15 protein-coding genes are annotated in these 19,079 nt (G+C 46.6%); 7 read left to right on the top strand and 8 right to left on the bottom strand.

Features of this window, described 5'->3' with window-relative positions; genetic code table 11:
* The first annotated feature begins 4 nt into the window (after positions 1-4).
* The 4 genes from nasC (at position 5) to cobA (ending at position 6,538) form a co-directional block, all read left to right on the top strand.
* Positions 5-2,137, top strand: coding sequence for an assimilatory nitrate reductase catalytic subunit NasC (nasC, locus tag NYE43_RS01890; RefSeq protein WP_185848304.1), 2,133 nt, complete (start codon positions 5-7; stop codon positions 2,135-2,137).
* A gap of 120 nt (positions 2,138-2,257) precedes the next feature.
* Positions 2,258-4,675: an NADPH-nitrite reductase gene (gene nasD / locus NYE43_RS01885; protein WP_340928045.1), complete on the top strand. Its 2,418-nt coding sequence runs from the start codon at positions 2,258-2,260 to the stop codon at positions 4,673-4,675.
* Between the two features lie 31 nt (positions 4,676-4,706).
* Complete coding sequence (nirD, locus tag NYE43_RS01880; protein ID WP_024120163.1) at positions 4,707-5,027, top strand: nitrite reductase small subunit NirD; 321 nt, start codon at positions 4,707-4,709, stop codon at positions 5,025-5,027.
* 59 nt (positions 5,028-5,086) lie between these two features.
* Positions 5,087-6,538, top strand: coding sequence for a uroporphyrinogen-III C-methyltransferase (gene cobA / locus NYE43_RS01875; protein WP_340928047.1), 1,452 nt, complete (start codon positions 5,087-5,089; stop codon positions 6,536-6,538).
* A gap of 28 nt (positions 6,539-6,566) precedes the next feature.
* Here the strand turns inward: cobA and NYE43_RS01870 are convergent, their stop codons facing one another.
* Entirely contained in the window at positions 6,567-7,577 is a 1,011-nt protein-coding gene (locus NYE43_RS01870) for an NAD(P)/FAD-dependent oxidoreductase (RefSeq protein WP_340928049.1), read from the bottom strand.
* Positions 7,578-7,864: 287 nt separating this feature from the next.
* Here NYE43_RS01870 and NYE43_RS01865 point away from each other — a divergent pair, with 287 nt between their 5' ends.
* Together NYE43_RS01865 and NYE43_RS01860 are read left to right on the top strand one after the other, a co-directional pair.
* Entirely contained in the window at positions 7,865-8,749 is an 885-nt protein-coding gene (locus NYE43_RS01865) for a permease (protein ID WP_082687818.1), read from the top strand.
* Between the two features lie 4 nt (positions 8,750-8,753).
* On the top strand, positions 8,754-9,605 hold the full coding sequence (locus tag NYE43_RS01860) for a TIGR03943 family putative permease subunit (RefSeq protein WP_103672181.1): 852 nt from the start codon (positions 8,754-8,756) through the stop codon (positions 9,603-9,605).
* Positions 9,606-9,642: 37 nt separating this feature from the next.
* Here the strand turns inward: NYE43_RS01860 and putR are convergent, their stop codons facing one another.
* The 7 genes from putR to NYE43_RS01825 form a co-directional block, all read right to left on the bottom strand.
* Positions 9,643-10,878 carry a proline utilization transcriptional regulator PutR gene (gene putR, locus NYE43_RS01855; protein ID WP_341060734.1) on the bottom strand — a complete coding sequence of 412 codons (1,236 nt, stop codon included), beginning with the start codon at positions 10,876-10,878 and terminating at the stop codon, positions 9,643-9,645.
* Positions 10,879-11,031: 153 nt separating this feature from the next.
* Positions 11,032-12,486, bottom strand: coding sequence for a sodium/proline symporter PutP (putP, locus tag NYE43_RS01850; protein ID WP_024120158.1), 1,455 nt, complete (start codon positions 12,484-12,486; stop codon positions 11,032-11,034).
* A gap of 91 nt (positions 12,487-12,577) precedes the next feature.
* Positions 12,578-14,125, bottom strand: coding sequence for an L-glutamate gamma-semialdehyde dehydrogenase (gene pruA, locus NYE43_RS01845; RefSeq protein WP_044161972.1), 1,548 nt, complete (start codon positions 14,123-14,125; stop codon positions 12,578-12,580).
* A gap of 16 nt (positions 14,126-14,141) precedes the next feature.
* Positions 14,142-15,053, bottom strand: a complete 912-nt coding sequence (gene putB, locus NYE43_RS01840) for a proline dehydrogenase PutB (protein WP_081638229.1) — start codon at positions 15,051-15,053, stop codon at positions 14,142-14,144.
* A gap of 188 nt (positions 15,054-15,241) precedes the next feature.
* Positions 15,242-16,024 (bottom strand): nucleotidyltransferase domain-containing protein, encoded by a 783-nt coding sequence (locus NYE43_RS01835; RefSeq protein ID WP_340928051.1) that lies wholly within the window; start codon positions 16,022-16,024, stop codon positions 15,242-15,244.
* 81 nt (positions 16,025-16,105) lie between these two features.
* On the bottom strand, positions 16,106-17,062 hold the full coding sequence (gene cah / locus NYE43_RS01830; RefSeq protein ID WP_024120155.1) for a cephalosporin C deacetylase: 957 nt from the start codon (positions 17,060-17,062) through the stop codon (positions 16,106-16,108).
* Positions 17,063-17,218: 156 nt separating this feature from the next.
* Positions 17,219-18,169 (bottom strand): LysR family transcriptional regulator, encoded by a 951-nt coding sequence (locus NYE43_RS01825; RefSeq protein WP_185848311.1) that lies wholly within the window; start codon positions 18,167-18,169, stop codon positions 17,219-17,221.
* Between the two features lie 115 nt (positions 18,170-18,284).
* On the opposite strand from NYE43_RS01825, the gene NYE43_RS01820 reads away from it, so the two are divergent.
* Positions 18,285-19,046 (top strand): class I SAM-dependent methyltransferase, encoded by a 762-nt coding sequence (locus NYE43_RS01820; protein ID WP_341060731.1) that lies wholly within the window; start codon positions 18,285-18,287, stop codon positions 19,044-19,046.
* Positions 19,047-19,079: the final 33 nt, after the last annotated feature.

Raw genomic sequence — 19,079 nt, 5'->3', positions numbered from 1 at the left:
CATTTTGACTGAACGACTGCTTAGATATTTCCGCGAAAAACAGCAAGACGTCCAATCAGAAAAAACATACGACACCCAATGTCCGTTTTGCAGCATGCAATGCAAAATGCAGCTTGTGGAACAAACCGTCGTCACACGGAAAAAGTATACAGCCATCGGCATCGACAATCCCACGACACAAGGCCGTTTATGCTTGAAAGGGATGAACGCCCACCAGCATGCCCTGCACTCCTCCCGCATCACCCGGCCGCTGCTCAAAAAAAACGGTGAGTTTGTGCCTGTTTCCTGGGCTGAAGCGCTGAACTATATAAAAGAGCAAGTCACCCTGATCCAAGACAAACACGGTCATGATGCGATGGCTGTCTACGGAAGCGCCTCGATTACGAATGAAGAGGCTTATCTGTTAGGAAAGTTCGCACGAGTCGGCTTACAGACAAAATACATCGATTACAACGGCCGGCTCTGTATGTCCGCCGCAGCAACCGGAGCCAACCAAACATTCGGAGCAGACAGAGGCTTGACGAATCCCTTAGCGGAAATCCCCCACACCCGAGTGATCATTTTGGCCGGCACCAATATCGCGGAATGCCAGCCGACCATCATGCCGTATTTTGAACAAGCGAAAGAAAACGGGGCTTATCTCATTGCTATTGACCCCCGGGAAACAGCGACGACAAAAATAGCTGACCTTCATCTGAAAATCAAACCCGGAACAGACGCAGCCCTTGCCAACGGTTTAGTCAAAATCATCATAGACGAACAGCTGATAAACGAAGACTTCATTCGCACGCGCACAAACGGATTTGATGAGCTCAAACAGCATACCGGCGCTTTAAATCTGAAAGACATCGCCGAACAGACAAGTGTTCCTTTAGAGCAAATACGAAAGGCCGCTATGAAGTTTGCCAAGGAAACGTCCGGCATGCTGTTTACAGCCCGCGGCATTGAACAGCAAACCGACGGAACCGCAGCTGTGAAAGGCTTCTTAAATGTGGTGCTGATCACAGGAAAAATCGGCAAGCCTTACTCGGGCTACGGAGCGATCACCGGCCAGGGCAATGGGCAAGGCGCCCGAGAGCATGGCCAAAAAGCAGATCAGCTTCCCGGCTACCGTTCCATTGAAAACGAAGAACATCGGGCTTATATTGCAAAAGTGTGGGGAGTCAATCCGGATGAGCTCCCGCGAAAAGGCGTCTCAGCCTATGAAATGATGGAAAAAATCAACGATGGAGACATTAAAGGGCTGTTTCTAATGTGTTCCAATCCAGCAGTCTCCAGCCCAAATGCCAACCTTGTCAAACAGGCGCTGTCGAAACTGACATTCTTTGTTGCGATCGACTTGTTTCTATCTGAAACTGCGAAATTCGCTGATGTCATTTTGCCCGCATCCTCTTACTTAGAAGACGAAGGCACGATGACAAATGTCGAAGGCCGCGTGACATTGAGGGAAGCGAGCCGCCCCTGCCCGGGAGAAGCAAAGCATGATTGGCAGATCATTTGCAAAATCGCGTCCGTTCTCGGAAAAGGCCGTTATTTTTCCTACACGTCTGCGGAGGATATCTTTAACGAATTGAGAGAAGCGAGCCGCGGCGGAATCGCCGATTATTCCGGCATCACATATGACAGGCTCAGACAAGAAGGCGGGATTCACTGGCCGTGTCCGGAGCCTGATCATCCCGGAACCGGGCGCTTATTTGAGGACTCATTTGCACATCCGGATCAAAAAGCGGCATTAAGTGTGATCCCAAACGAACCCGTTGTTCCAAAAGATAAGCCGACCGCCGAATATCCGTTGTTTTTAACGACCGGAAGGGTTATGTCTCATTATTTAACAGGTGTCCAAACGAGAAAAAGCGCCTCTTTGGCCGCAAGACATTTTGAATCATTTATGGAAATCCATCCGAAAACAGCAGCAGCCTACAATATCGAAGACCGCGTTCTCGTGAACATCGAATCTACTCGCGGAAGCATCACCGTCCGCAGCAAATGGTCAGAACACATCAGAAAAGACACAGTATTTGTTCCCATCCACTGGGCGGATGCCCAAAACGTAAATGATTTGATTGGCGACAGCCTAGATCCAGCGTGTAAAATGCCCGGTTTTAAGGTATGCGCCGTCCGAGTCAGACCTATTTAAAATTTTCATAAAATTTTTAGAAATTTTCGTATTTTTTGTTACATTTTATAACATGCATCTTAAATATTTCTTTTCGCTGTGCTACGCTGGAAAAAACATTGATAAGGAGCGGATCATCTGATGGGAAAAAAACAGCTAGTTCTTGTTGGTAATGGAATGGCCGGGGTAAGGGCCATTGAAGAGATACTGAATGTTTCAAAAGACGCATTTCAAATCACAATTTTTGGCTCCGAACCGCATCCCAACTACAACCGAATCCTTTTGTCAAAAGTGCTGCAAGGCGATACAGATATCAAAGATATTACGTTAAACGATTGGAACTGGTACGAAGAAAACAATATACAATTGTATACCAATGAAACAGTTATTAAAGTGGACACCGAAAACAAAACCGTCATCACCGATGCAGACAGAATACAGCCTTATGATGAACTGATCCTGGCTACGGGTTCTGTCCCTTTTATCCTGCCGATTCCGGGTGCAGACAAAAAAGGCGTCACAGCTTTCCGGGACATAAAAGACACAGACACGATGCTCGCCGCGTCAAAACAATATAAAAAAGCAGCCGTCATTGGCGGAGGCTTGCTTGGCTTAGAAGCTGCGCGCGGTTTGCTGAATCTCGGTATGGAAGTCTCCGTTATCCATCTCGCTCCCTTCCTGATGGAACGCCAGCTTGACGCAACGGCCGGACGCCTGCTGCAAAACGAATTAGAAAAACAAGGAATGACCTTTCTGCTTGAAAAGCAAACAGAAGAAATTCTCGGAGATGACCGGGTCGAGGGCGTCAGATTCAAAGACGGCACAAGTGTTGAAGCCGATTTGGTCGTCATGGCCGTCGGCATCCGTCCGAATACAGCGCTTGGGGCCGAAAGCGGAATTCCAGTCAACCGCGGCATCATTGTCAACGATTATATGCAAACCGAAATCCCGCACGTTTATGCGGTCGGTGAATGCGCCGAGCACCGAGGAATCGCATACGGACTCGTGGCGCCGCTCTATGAACAGACGAAAGTGCTCGCTAAACATATCTGCGGTGTTGAAACGAAACCTTATGAAGGCTCCGTTCTCTCCACTCAACTGAAAGTATCAGGAGTCGAGGTCTTTTCTGCCGGTGACTTTAACGAATCAGACGAGAAAAAAGCGATTAAGGTCTTTGATGAACAGGATGGCATTTATAAGAAAGTCGTGCTGCGAGGCAATCAGATTGTCGGAGCCGTATTATTCGGCGACAGCAGTGAGGGCAACCGCCTGTTTTCGATGATTCAAAAAGAAGCAGATATCTCTGAAACCTCTAAAATCTCAATTTTACAGCCTCTCAACCAAGAAGCCGGCACAAGTCTGACCGCTGCCATGAGCAATGATGAAATCATCTGCGGCTGTAACGGCGTGTCAAAAGGAGCAATTATTCAGGCCATCCAGGAACAGGGCTGTTCATCAACAGATGAAATCAAAGCATGCACCGGCGCGTCCCGCTCATGCGGAGGCTGTAAGCCGCTCGTAGAAGACATCCTTCAGTATACGCTGGGATCAGACTTTGACGCATCAGCCCAAAAAGAAGCGATTTGCAGCTGCACCTCATTGTCGAGAGACGAGGTAGTCGAAGAAATCAAAGCCAAAGGGCTGTCACATACAAGAGAAGTCATGAACGTGCTCGGCTGGAGAACGCCAGAAGGCTGTTCCAAATGCCGTCCGGCTCTGAACTACTACTTAGGCATGATCAATCCGTCCAAATATGAGGATGACAGAACATCCCGCTTTGTTAATGAACGGATGCACGCCAATATTCAAAAAGACGGAACCTACTCTGTCGTACCGCGGATGTACGGCGGTGTAACCAACTCTCAAGATCTTCGCAAAATCGCTGATGTCGTCGACAAATACGAGATCCCGCTCGTCAAAATGACAGGCGGCCAGCGTATTGACTTGATCGGCGTGAAAAAAGAAGACCTGCCAAAGGTATGGGCCGATCTTGATATGCCGTCAGGCTACGCGTACGGAAAAACACTCCGCACGGTAAAAACATGTGTAGGCGAACAATTCTGCCGCTTCGGCACACAAGACTCCATGGCCTTAGGCATCGACCTTGAGAAAAAATTTGAAGGACTCAACACGCCTCATAAAGTGAAAATGGCCGTATCTGCCTGCCCGCGAAACTGTGCAGAGTCCGGCATTAAAGATCTTGGCGTTGTCGGCATCGACGGAGGCTGGGAGCTTTACGTCGGCGGAAACGGCGGAACCCATCTGCGTGCCGGCGACTTGCTGATGAAGGTGAAAACAAATGAAGAAGTCTTGGAATACGCAGGCGCTTATCTTCAATACTACCGGGAAACCGCAAACTACTTAGAACGCACGTCCGCATGGCTGGAGCGCGTCGGTTTATCCCATGTCCAAGATATTTTAAACGATCCGGAAAAACGGCTGGAGCTGAACGACCGAATGAATGAAACGCTCTCTGTCCACAAAGATCCGTGGAAGGACTTCCTGGAAGATAAACAAACCTCTAAAGAATTATTTGAAAATGTCGTGACCACATCATAATGACAGAAACAAACATTGAGGAGGAATGGACATGGTGAACAAAGACGTCACAAAAGTATGTATCGGAAAAATCGAAGAATTGCCTGAACAATTAGGAAAAACAGTGTATATTGAAGATAAGGAGCTTGCGGTCTTTAAGCTTTCAAACGGGAGCATCCGCGCCATTGAAAACCGCTGTCCCCATAAGGGCGGCGTCCTTGCAGAAGGTATCGTCAGCGGCGAATATGTCTTCTGTCCGATGCACGACTGGAAAATCTCCTTGGAAGACGGAATCGTTCAAGAGCCGGATCACGGCTGTGTCAAAACATACGAAACGCTGATCGAAGGAGAATACGTTTATCTCGTATATTGATCAAAGACCGGATCACTTTCAAAGTGATCCTTCATTTTTTACAGTGACGGAAGGATGACATGATCATGAAAAACGGAATCGTATATTTTGTGGGCGCCGGACCTGGAGATCCAGGGCTCATCACCATAAAAGGAAAACAGGCGCTGGAGGAAGCGGATGTCATTTTGTATGACCGGCTCGCAAACCCAAAGCTGCTCGAATACGCATCACCAGACTGCCAGTTCATTTATTGCGGAAAACTGCCGGACCGCCATTTTATGAAACAAGCAGAGATCAATGCCCTGCTGATCGAAAAAGCGTCGGAGGGATTAACTGTTGTCCGTTTAAAGGGCGGAGATCCCAGCGTGTTTGGCAGAGTCGGCGAGGAAGCAGACGCTCTCCACCAGCATGGCATCCGCTATGAAATGGTACCGGGCATCACCTCGGGAATCGCAGCGCCGCTGTATGCGGGAATCCCCGTCACGCACCGGGATTTCGCTTCGTCTTTCGCCATGATTACCGCACATGATAAATCCTTAAAAGGAAAGCCGAACCTTGACTGGGAAGGGCTTGCCCGAAGCGTTCAAACGCTTGTGTTTTACATGGGTGTCAAAAACCTTCCATTTATTTGCCAGCAGCTCATCGCGTACGGAAAATCTCCTTCTTTCCCTGTCATCGTGATTCAATGGGGAACGTGGGGCCGCCAGCGGAGCGTAAAAGGAACGCTGCAGGATATCCATCAAAAAATACAGGAACAGCAAATCACAAATCCCGCCATTATCGTCATCGGTGATATTGTAAACGTTCAAACACACAGCTGGTTTGAAAGCAAACCATTCATCGGGCAGCATATGATGATAGTCACTCATGGCGAAGATGAGCATACGCTGGCAGACAAGCTGCGCGATTATGGTGCCGATGTCATCGAATGGCCAAAATGGCGTACTGAAAAAATGCCTGCCAACGAGGATATTCTAGGACAGATCAGCACCTTTGAGGATATTTTCTTCACATCACGCCGTGCGGTTAGCGAATTTTTTCAAGCGCTCGCGTCCAAACGAATCGACATTCGCCAGCTGACCGCACGCCTGAGTGCAGCGTCAGAAGCAGGAAAGGCAGAGCTTATAAAACGCGGCTTCATCATATCCGCGCACCATCACAATTCACCTAAAAAGCTGATTGTCGGCAGCCGTCATTCAGTAGAAGAAATGCAGAAATCAGAGTCCTGTTTGTGCTATATCACCCATGAAAACGTCATAGATGAGCGATTCACCAGAATGACCGAACGGACGATCAGTGAGTCTCCTCTGCACATGATCATTTGCCCCGGCAAGCAGTCCGCTCAGCAATTGATCAGCGCAGGAGAAGAAATCGGCATTTCACCAGAACCGTCAGCAAGCCGCCCCCCTGTCATCTGTATAGGCGATGGCGCGCCCGCCGCTGCATATGGGTTTACTGCCGTACAAGACCAAGAGCAATTATTTGCGTTTATACAAAATGAGCAAGTGGAGAAAAAGCTCCTCCACAGCTGATGATACAGCCCTTTTCCAAAGGGCTTTTTTATTTATGAACCAATTTTTTGTGGTGGGTGGAATACATCGCCATATTTTCCGCCTGAGGGTCCAGATAAGATTTCGCACTGTTGACGGCAGTCGGGCCTTCCGTAAAGCCGCCGACAATCAATCTGAGCTTGCTTTCATAATACGCCGCGTCCCCCGCAACAAACACGCCCGGAAGATTCGTCCGCATATGTCTGTCAGCTTTAATCCGGCCTTCTTCAATCTCGAGACCCCAATCCTTCATCGGGCCGAGATCAATTTTAAACCCGTGATTAATAATGAGCTCATCAAGCTCGATTTCCTCGGTATGTCCAGACTCAGCATGACAAACGGTGACGCTTTCGATGCGTTCTTCAGTGCCGCTGAGATGTTCCAGCCGATAAGGAGTAAGCACCCGCACAGATGACTGCTTCATTTTCGTCACGCTGCTTTCCAGTCCGCCGAATTCCTCCCTGCGGTGCACGACAGTAACAGACGCCGCAATCGGTTCCAGCTCATTAGCCCAATCGACCGCAGTATCTCCCCCGCCAGAAATCACAACCCGTTTGCCTCTAAACGCATCAAGCTTCTCCACTTTATAATGAAGATTTTTTCCTGCATATCGGCTTGCATCCTGGCTGTCAAACTCATTGACCTCCAGCGTGCCCATTCCGACAGCCAAAATAACGGTTCTTGTATAGTGCTTCTCCCCCTCAGAGCTAGTCAGCACCATGGTTCCGTCATCCAGACGCTCAAATCCGGTCACTCGCTGATTCAGCACAATATCAGGGTCAAACGTCGCCGCCTGCTCCTTCAGCTGTTCGATCAGCTGCTCCCCGGCAATCCCCGGTATCCCGCCAATATCGCGAATGATTTTCTCAGGGAAAAATAAAGACACCTTTCCCCCGAGCCGCGGCAAAAACTCGATCACTTTCGTTTTCAGCTCCCGCATGCCGCAGTAAAAAGCCGTAAACAGCCCGATCGGTCCCCCGCCTATAATCGTGACGTCATACACCTCTTGATTTTCAGCCATCCGTCCTGCCTCCCGTTCCAAATCTATCATTAACGTTATATCGTTTAATTGAGAATGAATATCAATACAAAGTATATCATATTTCCAGAGTCCGTGTTCAACCATTTTGCCGGCCCTGAATAATAATTCCCTCGCAGGATGTTTGCTGCAAAGGTGCCGCAGTTCACCACTGGATTTCTTAGAATCCTATACAAGGTGAAACGATCCTTCCTCCTCTTCCGTCAAACAATCAGTGCCTTTTTTCGTGATATAATCAGAGGCAGCTTACCATGAGCGGAGGTTTTATTGTGACAGCACAATCGTCTTTTCTTCAGCTGAATTCTATTTTTATCAGTATTTTAATAGAAGCCATTCCGTTTATTCTGATTGGCGTCATTCTGTCCGGAATTATTCAAATGTTTGTTTCTGAAGAAATGATTGCAAGGATCATGCCGAAAAACCGGTTTCTCGCAGTCTTATTTGGTGCGCTTGCCGGCATCTTATTTCCCGCCTGCGAATGCGGCATTATCCCGATTACGAGGCGGCTTCTGCTAAAAGGGGTTCCTCTTCATGCAGGCGTTGCTTTTATGCTGACTGCTCCTATCATCAATCCCATTGTTTTGTTTTCTACGTATATTGCATTCGGGAATAGATGGAGCGTTGTCTTTTACCGGGGCGGGCTGGCGCTGGCCGTTTCGGTGATCATCGGCATCATCTTATCCTATCAATTTAAGGATAACCAGCTTTTAAAGCCTGATGAACCCGGGCATCGCCATCATCATCACCACACCCTGCTGCAAAAGCTGGGAGGGACCTTGCGTCACGCCATTGATGAATTTTTCTCCGTGGGGAAATATTTAATCATCGGCGCCTTTATCGCAGCTGCGATGCAGACGTACGTCAAAACATCCACTCTGCTTGCGATCGGACAGAATGATGTATCATCTTCCCTCGTGATGATGGGCCTGGCGTTTGTCTTGTCGCTTTGTTCAGAAGTGGATGCATTTATTGCATCTTCCTTCAGCAGCACATTTTCTTTAGGCTCGCTCATCGCCTTTCTCGTCTTCGGTGCGATGGTTGATATTAAGAATCTCTTGATGATGCTCGCGGCCTTCAAAAAACGATTTGTTTTCCTGCTGATTACGTATATTGTCGTGATCGTCTTAGCGGGATCACTACTGGTAAAGGGGTGATTGGATGTTTCGTCTATTGGTGCTGATGGGATTTACGTTTTTCTTTTATCATCTGCACACCTCAGGAAATCTAACAAAATATATCAATATGAAATATGCCTATCTTTCCTTTATTGCGATCTTCCTGCTGGCCATTTTGACAGCTGTTCAAGCGTATTTATTTATCAAATCGCCTGAAAAAGGCGGGCATCATCATGACGATGATTGCGGCTGCGGCCATGATCATGACCATGAACAAAACAAACCATTTTATCAGCGGTATTTTATTTATCTTGTTTTTGTTTTCCCTTTGGTGTCAGGCATCTTTTTTCCGATTGCGACGCTTGACTCATCCATCGTCAAAACGAAAGGATTCTCGTTTAAGGCCATGGAAAGCGGAGATCACTACTCCCAAACCCAGTATCTGCGGCCTGATGCCAGCCTTTATTATGCGCAAGACAGCTATGACAAGCAGATGAAACAGCTGTATAAAAAATATTCTGGTAAAAAAGAGATTTCTCTGACCGATGATGATTTCTTAAAGGGTATGGAAACCATTTATAACTATCCGGGTGAATTTCTCGGCCGTACGATTGAATTTCATGGATTTGCGTATAAAGGAAACGCGATTAACAAAAACCAGCTTTTCGTATTGCGGTTTGGCATTATTCACTGTATCGCTGATTCCGGCGTTTACGGGATGCTTGTGGAATTTCCGAAGGACATGGATATTAAGGATGATGAATGGATTCATATCAAAGGCACTTTGTCCTCAGAATACTATCAGCCATTCAAATCCACCCTCCCTGTCGTGAAAGTGACGGACTGGAACACCATTAAAAAACCTGATGATCCGTATGTTTACAGAGGATTTTAATTGAAGACGAAACCAGTACAAGTACTGGTTTCTTTTTTTATTTCTTTTTCATCAGCATCAAATCAAGATAGAGCTGGCATCGCGTTCTGAAATCGCTTAAATCGATGGATGTCATTTCAAGAATCTGCTTGATGCGGTAATTTAATGTGTTTTGGTGAATAAACAGCTGTGCTGCGGCTGGTTTTGTTTTGCAGTTGTTGAGGAGATAGATTTCCAGCGTCTTCAGCAGCTCGGTGCTGCTTTCTTGGTCTTTCGCTTTTAGTAAAGCCAAATCCTTATTCTCGTATTCCAAAAAGTCATTTTTCTGTTCAATGCTTTCTAAATAACGATAAATACCGAGCTTCTCATATTCATATGGAATGTTTTCCTGGTTACCGGTTATTTCTGCGGCTTTAATGACTTCCAATGCTTCTGTATAACTTTTGCCAAGTTTTAAGATGTGGTCATATTCGTTTCCGATACCGATATAGATAGGGGTAGGAATTTTTTGAAAGTGAAAATGTGTTAACAGCTTGTTAATGAATTCAGCAGCTGCTGAGGAGGCGGAGCTTTTTTGGGAAAAACTCGCTACGACGATGACAATATTGGATTCTATCGTTAAGACATGACTGACTTTATCCCGCAAATTCAGGTAAGACCTGATATTTTCCTTTAAATCTTCCACCGCTTCCCCATCCCCATTCGCGGCGTGCAGGATGACAACTGAAAACACAGAAGGCAGCACGGTGTTGATTCTCTCAGCTTCGCGCCTGAGCTCCTTTTCAGAAATAAATTGCTGATAGATAGCCCGTTTGATGAGGTCCTCAGCTCTTTCTTCCTTTTCCTGTTTCAGCTTGTTCGCTTTATAAATAATTTTTCCGACATGGAAGGAGGTCTCGTACAAAAAATCGAGCTCTTCGTCTGTCAGATCACGATCCAGTTCCTGAATCCAGATGTAGCCCATGACTTCCCCTTTATGCTTCGCACTCACGACTACTCTCTGATTTAACCCAATGCTCTCAATTTTATTGACGCGAAAAGGCTCAGGTTCTGTTTTCAGCTTTTCAATGATCCCGTCCTTCAAAAACCTCTCAAAAATCTGAACCGGACATTTTTTTGAAAAAATAGTCTGCTGGTTCGCAGAATCAAAATGGTTAATATAGTAAGAATTGTAGGCTAACAAAAAGAAATCCGCGCTTTCCAGTATCACTGGTTTTTGCAGTTCATAGCTGATAAAGTCAATCAGCTTATCAACATCTGAAAATGAAAAAACTCTCTCTAAAAGCTCTTCCATACCTTTTTTCTCCTATACTTTTTTTACTTTAATCATATCCATACGGGGTCTTTTTGTATAGAAAAAAATACGTTTGTTTCCAAAAGAAAAAACAGCGGTCTTAAAAGGAGAAAAGAGGAAAAAGGGATATCCCCTTCCTCCTCCTTTCGATCTTTATTGTGACATCGTATCTTGGTAGTCTTTAAACTGGTCTGTCACATCTTGTGACGGAGCCTGCGTCAATACGCTGACGATATAGACAGATAATAGACTCGCAGCAAAACCAGGTATGATTTCATACAGAAAGCCCGAAAGACCGGCATTCGCCCAAATGATTACAGTCGCTGCCCCTACAATCATGCCGGCGAGTGCCCCCCATTTGGTCATTCGTTTCCAAAATAAACTGAGCAGTACAACCGGTCCGAAAGATGCACCGAAGCCCGCCCACGCGTAGCTGACCAATCCAAGGATGGTATTGTTTTTCTCCCATGCCAGAACTAACGCGACAATTGAAACAGCCAGCACAGCCAGACGCCCTAAAAACACCAGTTCTTTATCAGAAGCTGAGCGCCGGAACATCGACTTATACAAATCCTCTACCAAAGAGCTTGATGTGACAAGCAGCTGGGAAGAGATCGTACTCATGATGGCCGCTAAAATCGCAGAAATCAGAAAACCTGTGATAATTGGGTGGAACAAAATGTTTCCTAATTGAATAAAAATCGTCTCCGGGTCCTTCAATGTCATGCCCCGCTGATGGTAATAAGCGATTCCGCCCAAACCTGTCAGCACTGCGCCGGCTGCCGAAAGAATCATCCATCCCATTCCGATTCTGCGCGCTCTTTTGATCTCTTTGACAGACGTAATCGCCATAAAGCGCACAATGATATGCGGCTGGCCGAAGTAGCCCAAGCCCCAGGCAAACAATGAAATGATGCCAAGAACACTGGTTCCTTTAAAAATATTAAACATATCAGGGTCCACAGAGCGGATCTCAGCAGTTGTTTCACCTATTCCCCCGGTGTGGAAAAACGTAACGATAGGAACGAGAATAAGTGCTGCAAACATAATGATCCCCTGAACAAAATCTGTCCAGCTGACAGCCAGAAAGCCCCCAAACAGGGTGTACGCGACAACAACACCAGTCACAATCCACAAGCCGGTGTGATAATTCATCCCCAAGATGCTGTTGAATAAGACGCCGCCGGACACCATTCCGGACGATACATAAAATGTGAAAAAGACTAAAATGACAATTCCTGAAAACAGTCTGAGGAGCTTTGTTTGATCTCCGAAACGATTTTCAAGGAATCCGGGAATCGTAATCGAATTCCCCGCTTTTTCTGTATATGTTCTCAGCCGCGGCGCGACGTAGAGCCAGTTTGCCCATGCTCCAAGGCAAAGCCCGAACACAATCCAAACGCCGCTTAGTCCAGTTGAAAACATGGCGCCCGGAAGCCCCATCAGCAGCCAGCCGCTCATATCGGCAGCTCCCGCACTGAGAGCGGTTACAGCCGGACCTAAGGAACGTCCTCCCAGCATGTAATCCGTCAGGTTTGACGTACGTTTGTAGGCAAAGTAGCCGATCAGCAGCATCCCCGCCATATAAATACAAATTGAAATAATCAGCTGTGTGTTTTCTATGGCACTTCCTCCTCTTTTTTATAGTATATGGATGAAATGGACACCCCCGCAGGGAGGATGCCCATTTAGTCCCGCTTTAGAACATTTCACTGATTGTTTTTGCCTGCATGTGCAGTGCCAGGTAATCAGGACCGCCGGCTTTTGAATCTGTGCCGGACATTTTGAAGCCGCCGAACGGATGGTAGCCGACGATGGCTCCTGTACAGTTGCGGTTAAAGTACAGATTTCCAACATGGAATTCTTGTTTTGCACGCTCAATGTGCTTGCGGTTGTTTGTGATCACCGCTCCCGTTAAACCGTACTCAGTATTGTTGGCCACTTCTAATGCTTCATCAAAGCTTGATACTTTAGAGAAAGCGACAACAGGCCCGAAAATTTCTTCCTGCATGAGTCTTGCTTTCGGTTCAAGGTCAGCGAAGATCGTCGGTTTGATGAAGAATCCTTTTGAATCATCACCAGTGCCGCCGCTTACTAATCGGCCTTCCTCTTTTCCAATCTCAATATAACTCATAATTTTATCATAAGAACCCTGGTCAATGACAGGTCCCATGTAAACATCTGCGCTGTCAGGGCTTGCCGTTACTTTAGATTCTGTAATTTCAATAACGCGCTCTAATACTTGATCATACACTTTTTCATGGACAACAGCACGTGAACCCGCAGAACATTTTTGGCCCGCAAAGCCGAATGCAGATGTAAAGATGGATTGAGCCGCCAATTCAATGTCCGCATCCTCATCCACTACAACTGTATCCTTACCGCCCATTTCAGCGATAACACGTTTTAAGTGCTGCTGGCCTGGCTGAACTTTTGCCGCACGTTCGAAGATTCTCGTACCGACTTCTCTTGATCCTGTAAACGTGATAAGGCTTGTTTTTGGATGATCAACAAGGTAGTCACCGACTTCCGCTCCGCTTCCAGGAACAAAGTTGACAACGCCTTTTGGCAGACCGGATTCTTCAAGAACCTCAACGAATTTCGCAGCAATGACAGGCGTTGCGCTCGCAGGTTTAAGAACAACTGTGTTACCGGTAACGATCGGTGCTACTGTTGTTCCCGCCATAATCGCGAACAAGAAGTTCCAAGGCGGAATAACGACTGTTACGCCAGTCGGCGTGTATACATATTGGTTTTTCTCGCCTTCACGGCTGTTGACCGGTTTTCCTTTTGCCAGTTCAATCATTTGGCGTGCATAATATTCCATGAAGTCAATCGCTTCAGCAGTATCAGCATCAGCCTCGTTCCAAGGCTTCCCTGCTTCTTTCACGAGCAAAGCGGAGAATTCATGCTTTCTGTTGCGGACTTTGGCAGCCGCGCGGAACAGGACAGCCGCTCTTTCTTCCGGAGACGTGTATCTCCACTCTTCAAAGGCTTTAGCCGCAGCTTCAATTGCTTGCTCAGCGTGCTCTTGAGAAGCTTTTGAGACTCTGCCGACTACCTCTTCTTTATTAGCCGGGTTAATGGAAACGATCTTCGCTTCTGTTTCCACTCTTTCACCGTTGATGACAAGCGGATAGTCTTTTCCTAAATATTCGTTTACTGTCGCAAGCGCTTTTTTAAACGCTTCTACGTTGTTTTGGTCTTGGAAATTTGTGAATGGTTCATGTTTGTAAGGTGTTGTCATTGTAATCTCTCCTTTTTTACTTCTTCGTCATTCCTTTGAAAGCAAATGCAATGTTTGACGGACGTTCTGCCAGGCGTCTCATAAAGTAGCCGTACCAATCCTCTCCGTAAGGCAGGTAGACTCTCATGTTATAACCTTCTTTTACGAGGCTGAGCTGGGTTTGCGACCGCATGCCGTACAGCATCTGGAATTCAAACATGTCATTGGAAATGCCGTTTTCCCTGGCAAGCTGCTTTGTATAATCGATCATTTTATCGTCATGTGTCGCAATCGCTGTGTAGTGACCATTTAAGAGCTGCTTTCGGATGATTTTTTTGTAGTTCTCATCGACATCGCTTTTTTCCGGAAAAGCCACTTTCTCTGATTCCTTATATGCTCCTTTTACAAGACGAAGGAACGGTTTCAAAGAATCCAAATCGTCAATATCGTTTTCCGTCCGGTACAGATAGGCCTGTAACACCGTGCTTACATACTCGTATTTCCTTCTGAAATCCTTGAAAATATCAAGCGTTTTCTGGCATCTGACCTCGTCTTCCATGTCTATGGTGACCATGACTTTATGCTTCTCGGCCGTCTGGACGATTTTCGTCATATTTTCATACACCAGATCCATATCTATATCGAGACCTAAAGACGTCATCTTTAAAGAAACGTGTGAGTTCAGCTGCTGATCCGCAATGGTCTCAATGGTTTGGATGCATTCTTCCGTGCGTTCCCTTGCGACCTCGGCGCTGTTCACAAACTCGCCTAAATGATCGACAGTAACTGACAAGCCTTGGCTGTTAAGCTGTCGAATTGTCGGGATTGAACTGTTAAAATCATTCCCGCCGATAATTTTACCCGCTGCCACCCGGCTTCCCCAGTTTCTCGCCATCTTATTGAGAAAGCCGCTTTTGGATAAAAACAAGAAAAAATCTCTTGTGATCACTTCCAACCTCAACACCCCGCAATCTAAGAAGTATTTGTATGAGTTTATTGTAAATGGACAAAACCTTCGTTCGCAATATTCTCAAAATACAAAGATTCTGATTATTTTTGTGGGTTTCTCACAATCAGATAGTTAGAAAGTCGGGGGACTTCCTGTCGAAATATGGAGAGAGGAAGCGACATGAAACATCAGCTTCCTCCATCATTCCACACTTCTTCAACAGTATTCAAAAGCAGACGATTCAACTCAGGAGTGATATCTTTTTTGATGATTTTCAGCGTTTTCGCCGCTTCCATAATCCTTTCAATCTCCGTTTCAATGAATTGGTGAATCACATGAATTCTTGCTTCTAGATCCAGTTCTTCACCTTTTCTTTTGCGCTCAAGCAAGGTTTCCATCTCTGCTCTCAGTTCGGGTTCCGTAATCAATTCATTCATCAAAACAGTAAAATCCATCGGCGGAATGGTTCCGTGCTTTTCAATCCACTTACACGCCAGTATCGGCCGCAGCACGTAAAAATACTTTTTGATTTTCACCTCTTGCCCTTGCAGGTAATCCTTGACGTTTCTTTTTGCCATATTGATATAGTGATACACACTGGCTTCAGGCTTAAACGCTGTGCTTCGCAGCTTTCTCAGCTGCTCTGCGGTCGTAAAAGCTTCGTAATACAAAATGTCTGAGGACAGCCACTCAAGCAGCGGAGGGTTTGATTTTTTGAAAAGACGCAGCGTTTTTCTCAGTTCCCAGCCGCTGATATCCAGCAAATCGTGGATCGGCTCTTCAATGACATCCCGCTCCTGCTCAATTGAAAAATACCACTCCTTTTTCGGCACATAAATAAAGCGGACATCATAATCGCTGTCTTGCGACGGGAATCCCCAAGCACGGCTCCCTGATTCAACGGCATACACGATTTTAACGCTGTATTCCTGCTCAATTCGTTTTAGTTCATCAATGATTCTTTGTTTCATATATATTCGTCTCCCGTCTTTTCTCATTCCGGCTGTTTGCAGAAAAAAACCGCCCGATGATGCGGCGGCTCTTCACGTCTGTCAGCCTTTAAGATGCTGCTTAAAGAACGCAAGCTTTTCCGTTTGAAAGGCAGGGATATACTCATGCCCAAAGTAGCGGTACACCTTCAGCTCTTTTTCTGTCTCCAGATGGTTATAGGCCGCAAACACAGTAGAAGGCGGCGTAACCTTGTCAATCAGCCCGATCGACATCAGTACAGGCACCTTCACCCTGTCAGCCAGATTCATAATATCGAAATACGTTAGTGTATTCATGGCCCGCTCTTCTGTTTCCGGGCTGCCATTTCTTCTGAAGAAGGAATTGATTTCGAGATACGGCTGTTCAAGCGCCACATCGATGGCCCGATCGAAATCGCTTAAATAAGGATAATCAGCAACAGCGGCTTTCGGAATATCTGACAGAGCCGCGGCCGCAATGGTTAAGCCTCCGCCCTGGCTTCCGCCCGTCACGCCGATTCTCGTTTCGTCGACTTCATCAAAGCTGCTGATGACTTCAAGCGCGCGGACGGCGTCCAAATAAACTCCCCGGTAGTAGTATGTATCTTTATCAAGAATTCCTTTCGTCATCCAGCCCAATGCGTGTCCGTGCGGAGAAATACTGGTATCCTCGCTGCCCTGCTGGCCGCGGACAAGCATGCCGAACGCAGCGTATCCGTGCAGCGCCCAATTGACCATTTCATGAATGTCTCCGTCATAGCTTGCATTGTAGCCGTGATATTTCACGATCGCCGGATGCGGGCCTTCTTTGTCAGGCACCGCATACCATCCGGCAATGCTGGCATTTCCAAAACTTTTATATGTGAGGCGGTATACCTTTACCCCGTCAGCAGGATAATCAACCGGCTGTAAGTCAGGAACTGCTGAAACTTTGGCAAGCTCATTCAAAGAGGATTTCCAAAACTCAGAAAAATCTTTTTGGGCAGTTTTGTCAGGCTTATACGTTTGCAATTGGTCGAGCGGCATATCGAATAGTTGCATTTCCGATTATTCTCCTTTGTTTAATAAGATTTAGTTTATTCTATACTATCACGTTTTGAATCTATTTTCTAAATTTTTTAACATCTGTTTTCTGATTCAATCCCTCGACGTGCATTTGATCTTGTGATGTATATCCTTCTATCCTTGAACACCAATTCACTCTTCTTGATCAAACGTTTGTTTAACCGATTCCCGGCTCAGTTCTATAAAGGCCTGAGCGGTCAGACTGACATAGCGGTTCTTTAAAAATACAAAAACCAGAGTGCGTGAAGGCGCGGATTCAAGAGATAAATAGATGACACCCGGGTCTTTGTCTCTTTTGACCATATTTGGCGCCAGTGTTACCCCCAAACCGTTTGCCACAAGGGATTGCGCGGTTTCGATGTGGCTCGTTTTAAACGCCGCGTGTGGCTTAAAGCCGCTTTCCGCACATAGGTCAAGTACCGTCCGGCGAAAACCGTAGCCCTCCTTCAGCAAAATAAAAGGAACGTGCTTTGCCATCTCAAGCTGCACGCACGGCGGCCGGCTCCCCTCTCTTTCCAGCGCTTTATCAATCAGTGCAGTCATTTCGGGCGGCATCCACCTTTGTTTTTCCTTTGGTACGGCAAGAACGATCGGCTCCGTCAGCAAGGGTTCGATGGAGAGCCTCTCATCCTCGATCGGCAAGGATAAAACAGAAAGATCAACCTCACCCTTTGCCGTCATCTCCTCTAAGGCAGCTGGGTCTTTTTCGATAAGCTGAACCTCCACACGGGGATAACGCGCCAAAAACTGCTTCAGCAGCGGAGGAAAAATATATCTCCCTGTTACAGCCGGAATTCCGATCGAAAGCTTGTGTCCCAGTCCTTGAGAACGCTCCTGCATCTCCCGCAGCAAGTCATCCCTTGATCGAATGATGTCCTCAGCCTTTTCAATAAAACGGCGGCCGTGCGGTGTCAGCGTAACAGAGCCGTGTGACCTGTGAAAAAGAGTAAGCCCAAGTTCCATCTCCAGCTTTTTGATTTGCTGGCTGAGAGAAGGCTGGGCGATATGAAGGTGCTTCGCCGCTTTTGTAAAGCTCTGTCGGCGGGCAATTTCCGCAGCATATTCCATCACTTTAATATCCATTTCAGCCTCCATAGGTTGAAACTATCGAATTCATCATTTTTATACCTTGGACGAATCATAACAGACATTGCTAACATAATCCATATCACCACCAAAAATGAAGGAGATGGTTCACTTGCCAAATGAAACTCCGTTTTCGAAAAATGCTGAGATGTACCGTGATGAGAAGGTATTTGCTGAGGGTGAAGATTTAGCGATGCTGATCAAAACTGCGGAATGCCGTGCAGAGCAGCGAGTGCTTGATGTCGGAGCGGGAGCGGGCCATACAGCGCTGGCTTTTGCCCCTTACGTCCAAGAATGCATCGGCATTGATGCGACGCAAGAAATGGTTGACGTTGCTTCATCTTTTGCGAAAGAAAAAGGCGCTGGCAATGTACACTTTCAGAAAGGAACGGCAGAGGAGCTTCCTTTCCCTGACGATTCATTTGATGTCATCACCTGCCGATATGCGGCTCACCACTTTTCCAATGTTCATCAAGCCGTCAGTGAAGTTGCACGCGTGCTGAAAAAGAACGGGCGGTTTTTCCTGGTCGATCACTATGCGCCTGAAGCTCCTGATCTTGATGAGTTTGTCAATGATTTGAACCGGCTCAGAGATCCTTCTCACGTACGCGAAAGTTCATTATCGGAATGGCAGTCAATGTTTACGGCCAACCAGCTTGGCTATGAAGAAATCCAAAAGTGGAATTTGCCGATTGAATACAACAGCTGGATCAAACGAGGCGGAACCCCCGACGATCGGGAACAGCGTATCATCAGCCATTTGAACAACGCGTCTGACGAAGCCCGTGACACCTTTTGCCTCGAATTGAATCAAAACGGAAAGCCTGAATCCTTTTGCTTAAAAGCGATATTGATCCAAGGCGTGAAGCGATAAAAAAAGCCGTGCATACGGGACTGACCCCCGTTT

The sequence above is a fragment of the Bacillus sp. FSL R5-0434 genome (genome assembly GCF_038004745.1).
GTDB lineage: Bacteria > Bacillota > Bacilli > Bacillales > Bacillaceae > Bacillus > Bacillus halotolerans.
Note: the sequence above shows the minus strand (reverse complement) of the source record. Positions and strands in the feature narration are given on the sequence as shown.

What these genes read in the sequence shown, in the direction of transcription:
- nasD (WP_340928045.1), top strand. Translation starts at nt 2,258, where the DNA reads ATGGGAAAAAAACAGCTAGTTCTTGTTGGTAATGGAATGGCCGGGGTA.
- nirD (WP_024120163.1), top strand. Translation starts at nt 4,707, where the DNA reads ATGGTGAACAAAGACGTCACAAAAGTATGTATCGGAAAAATCGAAGAA.
- cobA (WP_340928047.1), top strand. Translation starts at nt 5,087, where the DNA reads ATGATCATGAAAAACGGAATCGTATATTTTGTGGGCGCCGGACCTGGA.
- NYE43_RS01870 (WP_340928049.1), bottom strand. Translation starts at nt 7,577, where the DNA reads ATGGCTGAAAATCAAGAGGTGTATGACGTCACGATTATAGGCGGGGGA.
- NYE43_RS01860 (WP_103672181.1), top strand. Translation starts at nt 8,754, where the DNA reads ATGTTTCGTCTATTGGTGCTGATGGGATTTACGTTTTTCTTTTATCAT.
- putR (WP_341060734.1), bottom strand. Translation starts at nt 10,878, where the DNA reads ATGGAAGAGCTTTTAGAGAGAGTTTTTTCATTTTCAGATGTTGATAAG.
- pruA (WP_044161972.1), bottom strand. Translation starts at nt 14,125, where the DNA reads ATGACAACACCTTACAAACATGAACCATTCACAAATTTCCAAGACCAA.
- NYE43_RS01835 (WP_340928051.1), bottom strand. Translation starts at nt 16,024, where the DNA reads ATGAAACAAAGAATCATTGATGAACTAAAACGAATTGAGCAGGAATAC.
- cah (WP_024120155.1), bottom strand. Translation starts at nt 17,062, where the DNA reads ATGCAACTATTCGATATGCCGCTCGACCAATTGCAAACGTATAAGCCT.
- NYE43_RS01825 (WP_185848311.1), bottom strand. Translation starts at nt 18,169, where the DNA reads ATGGATATTAAAGTGATGGAATATGCTGCGGAAATTGCCCGCCGACAG.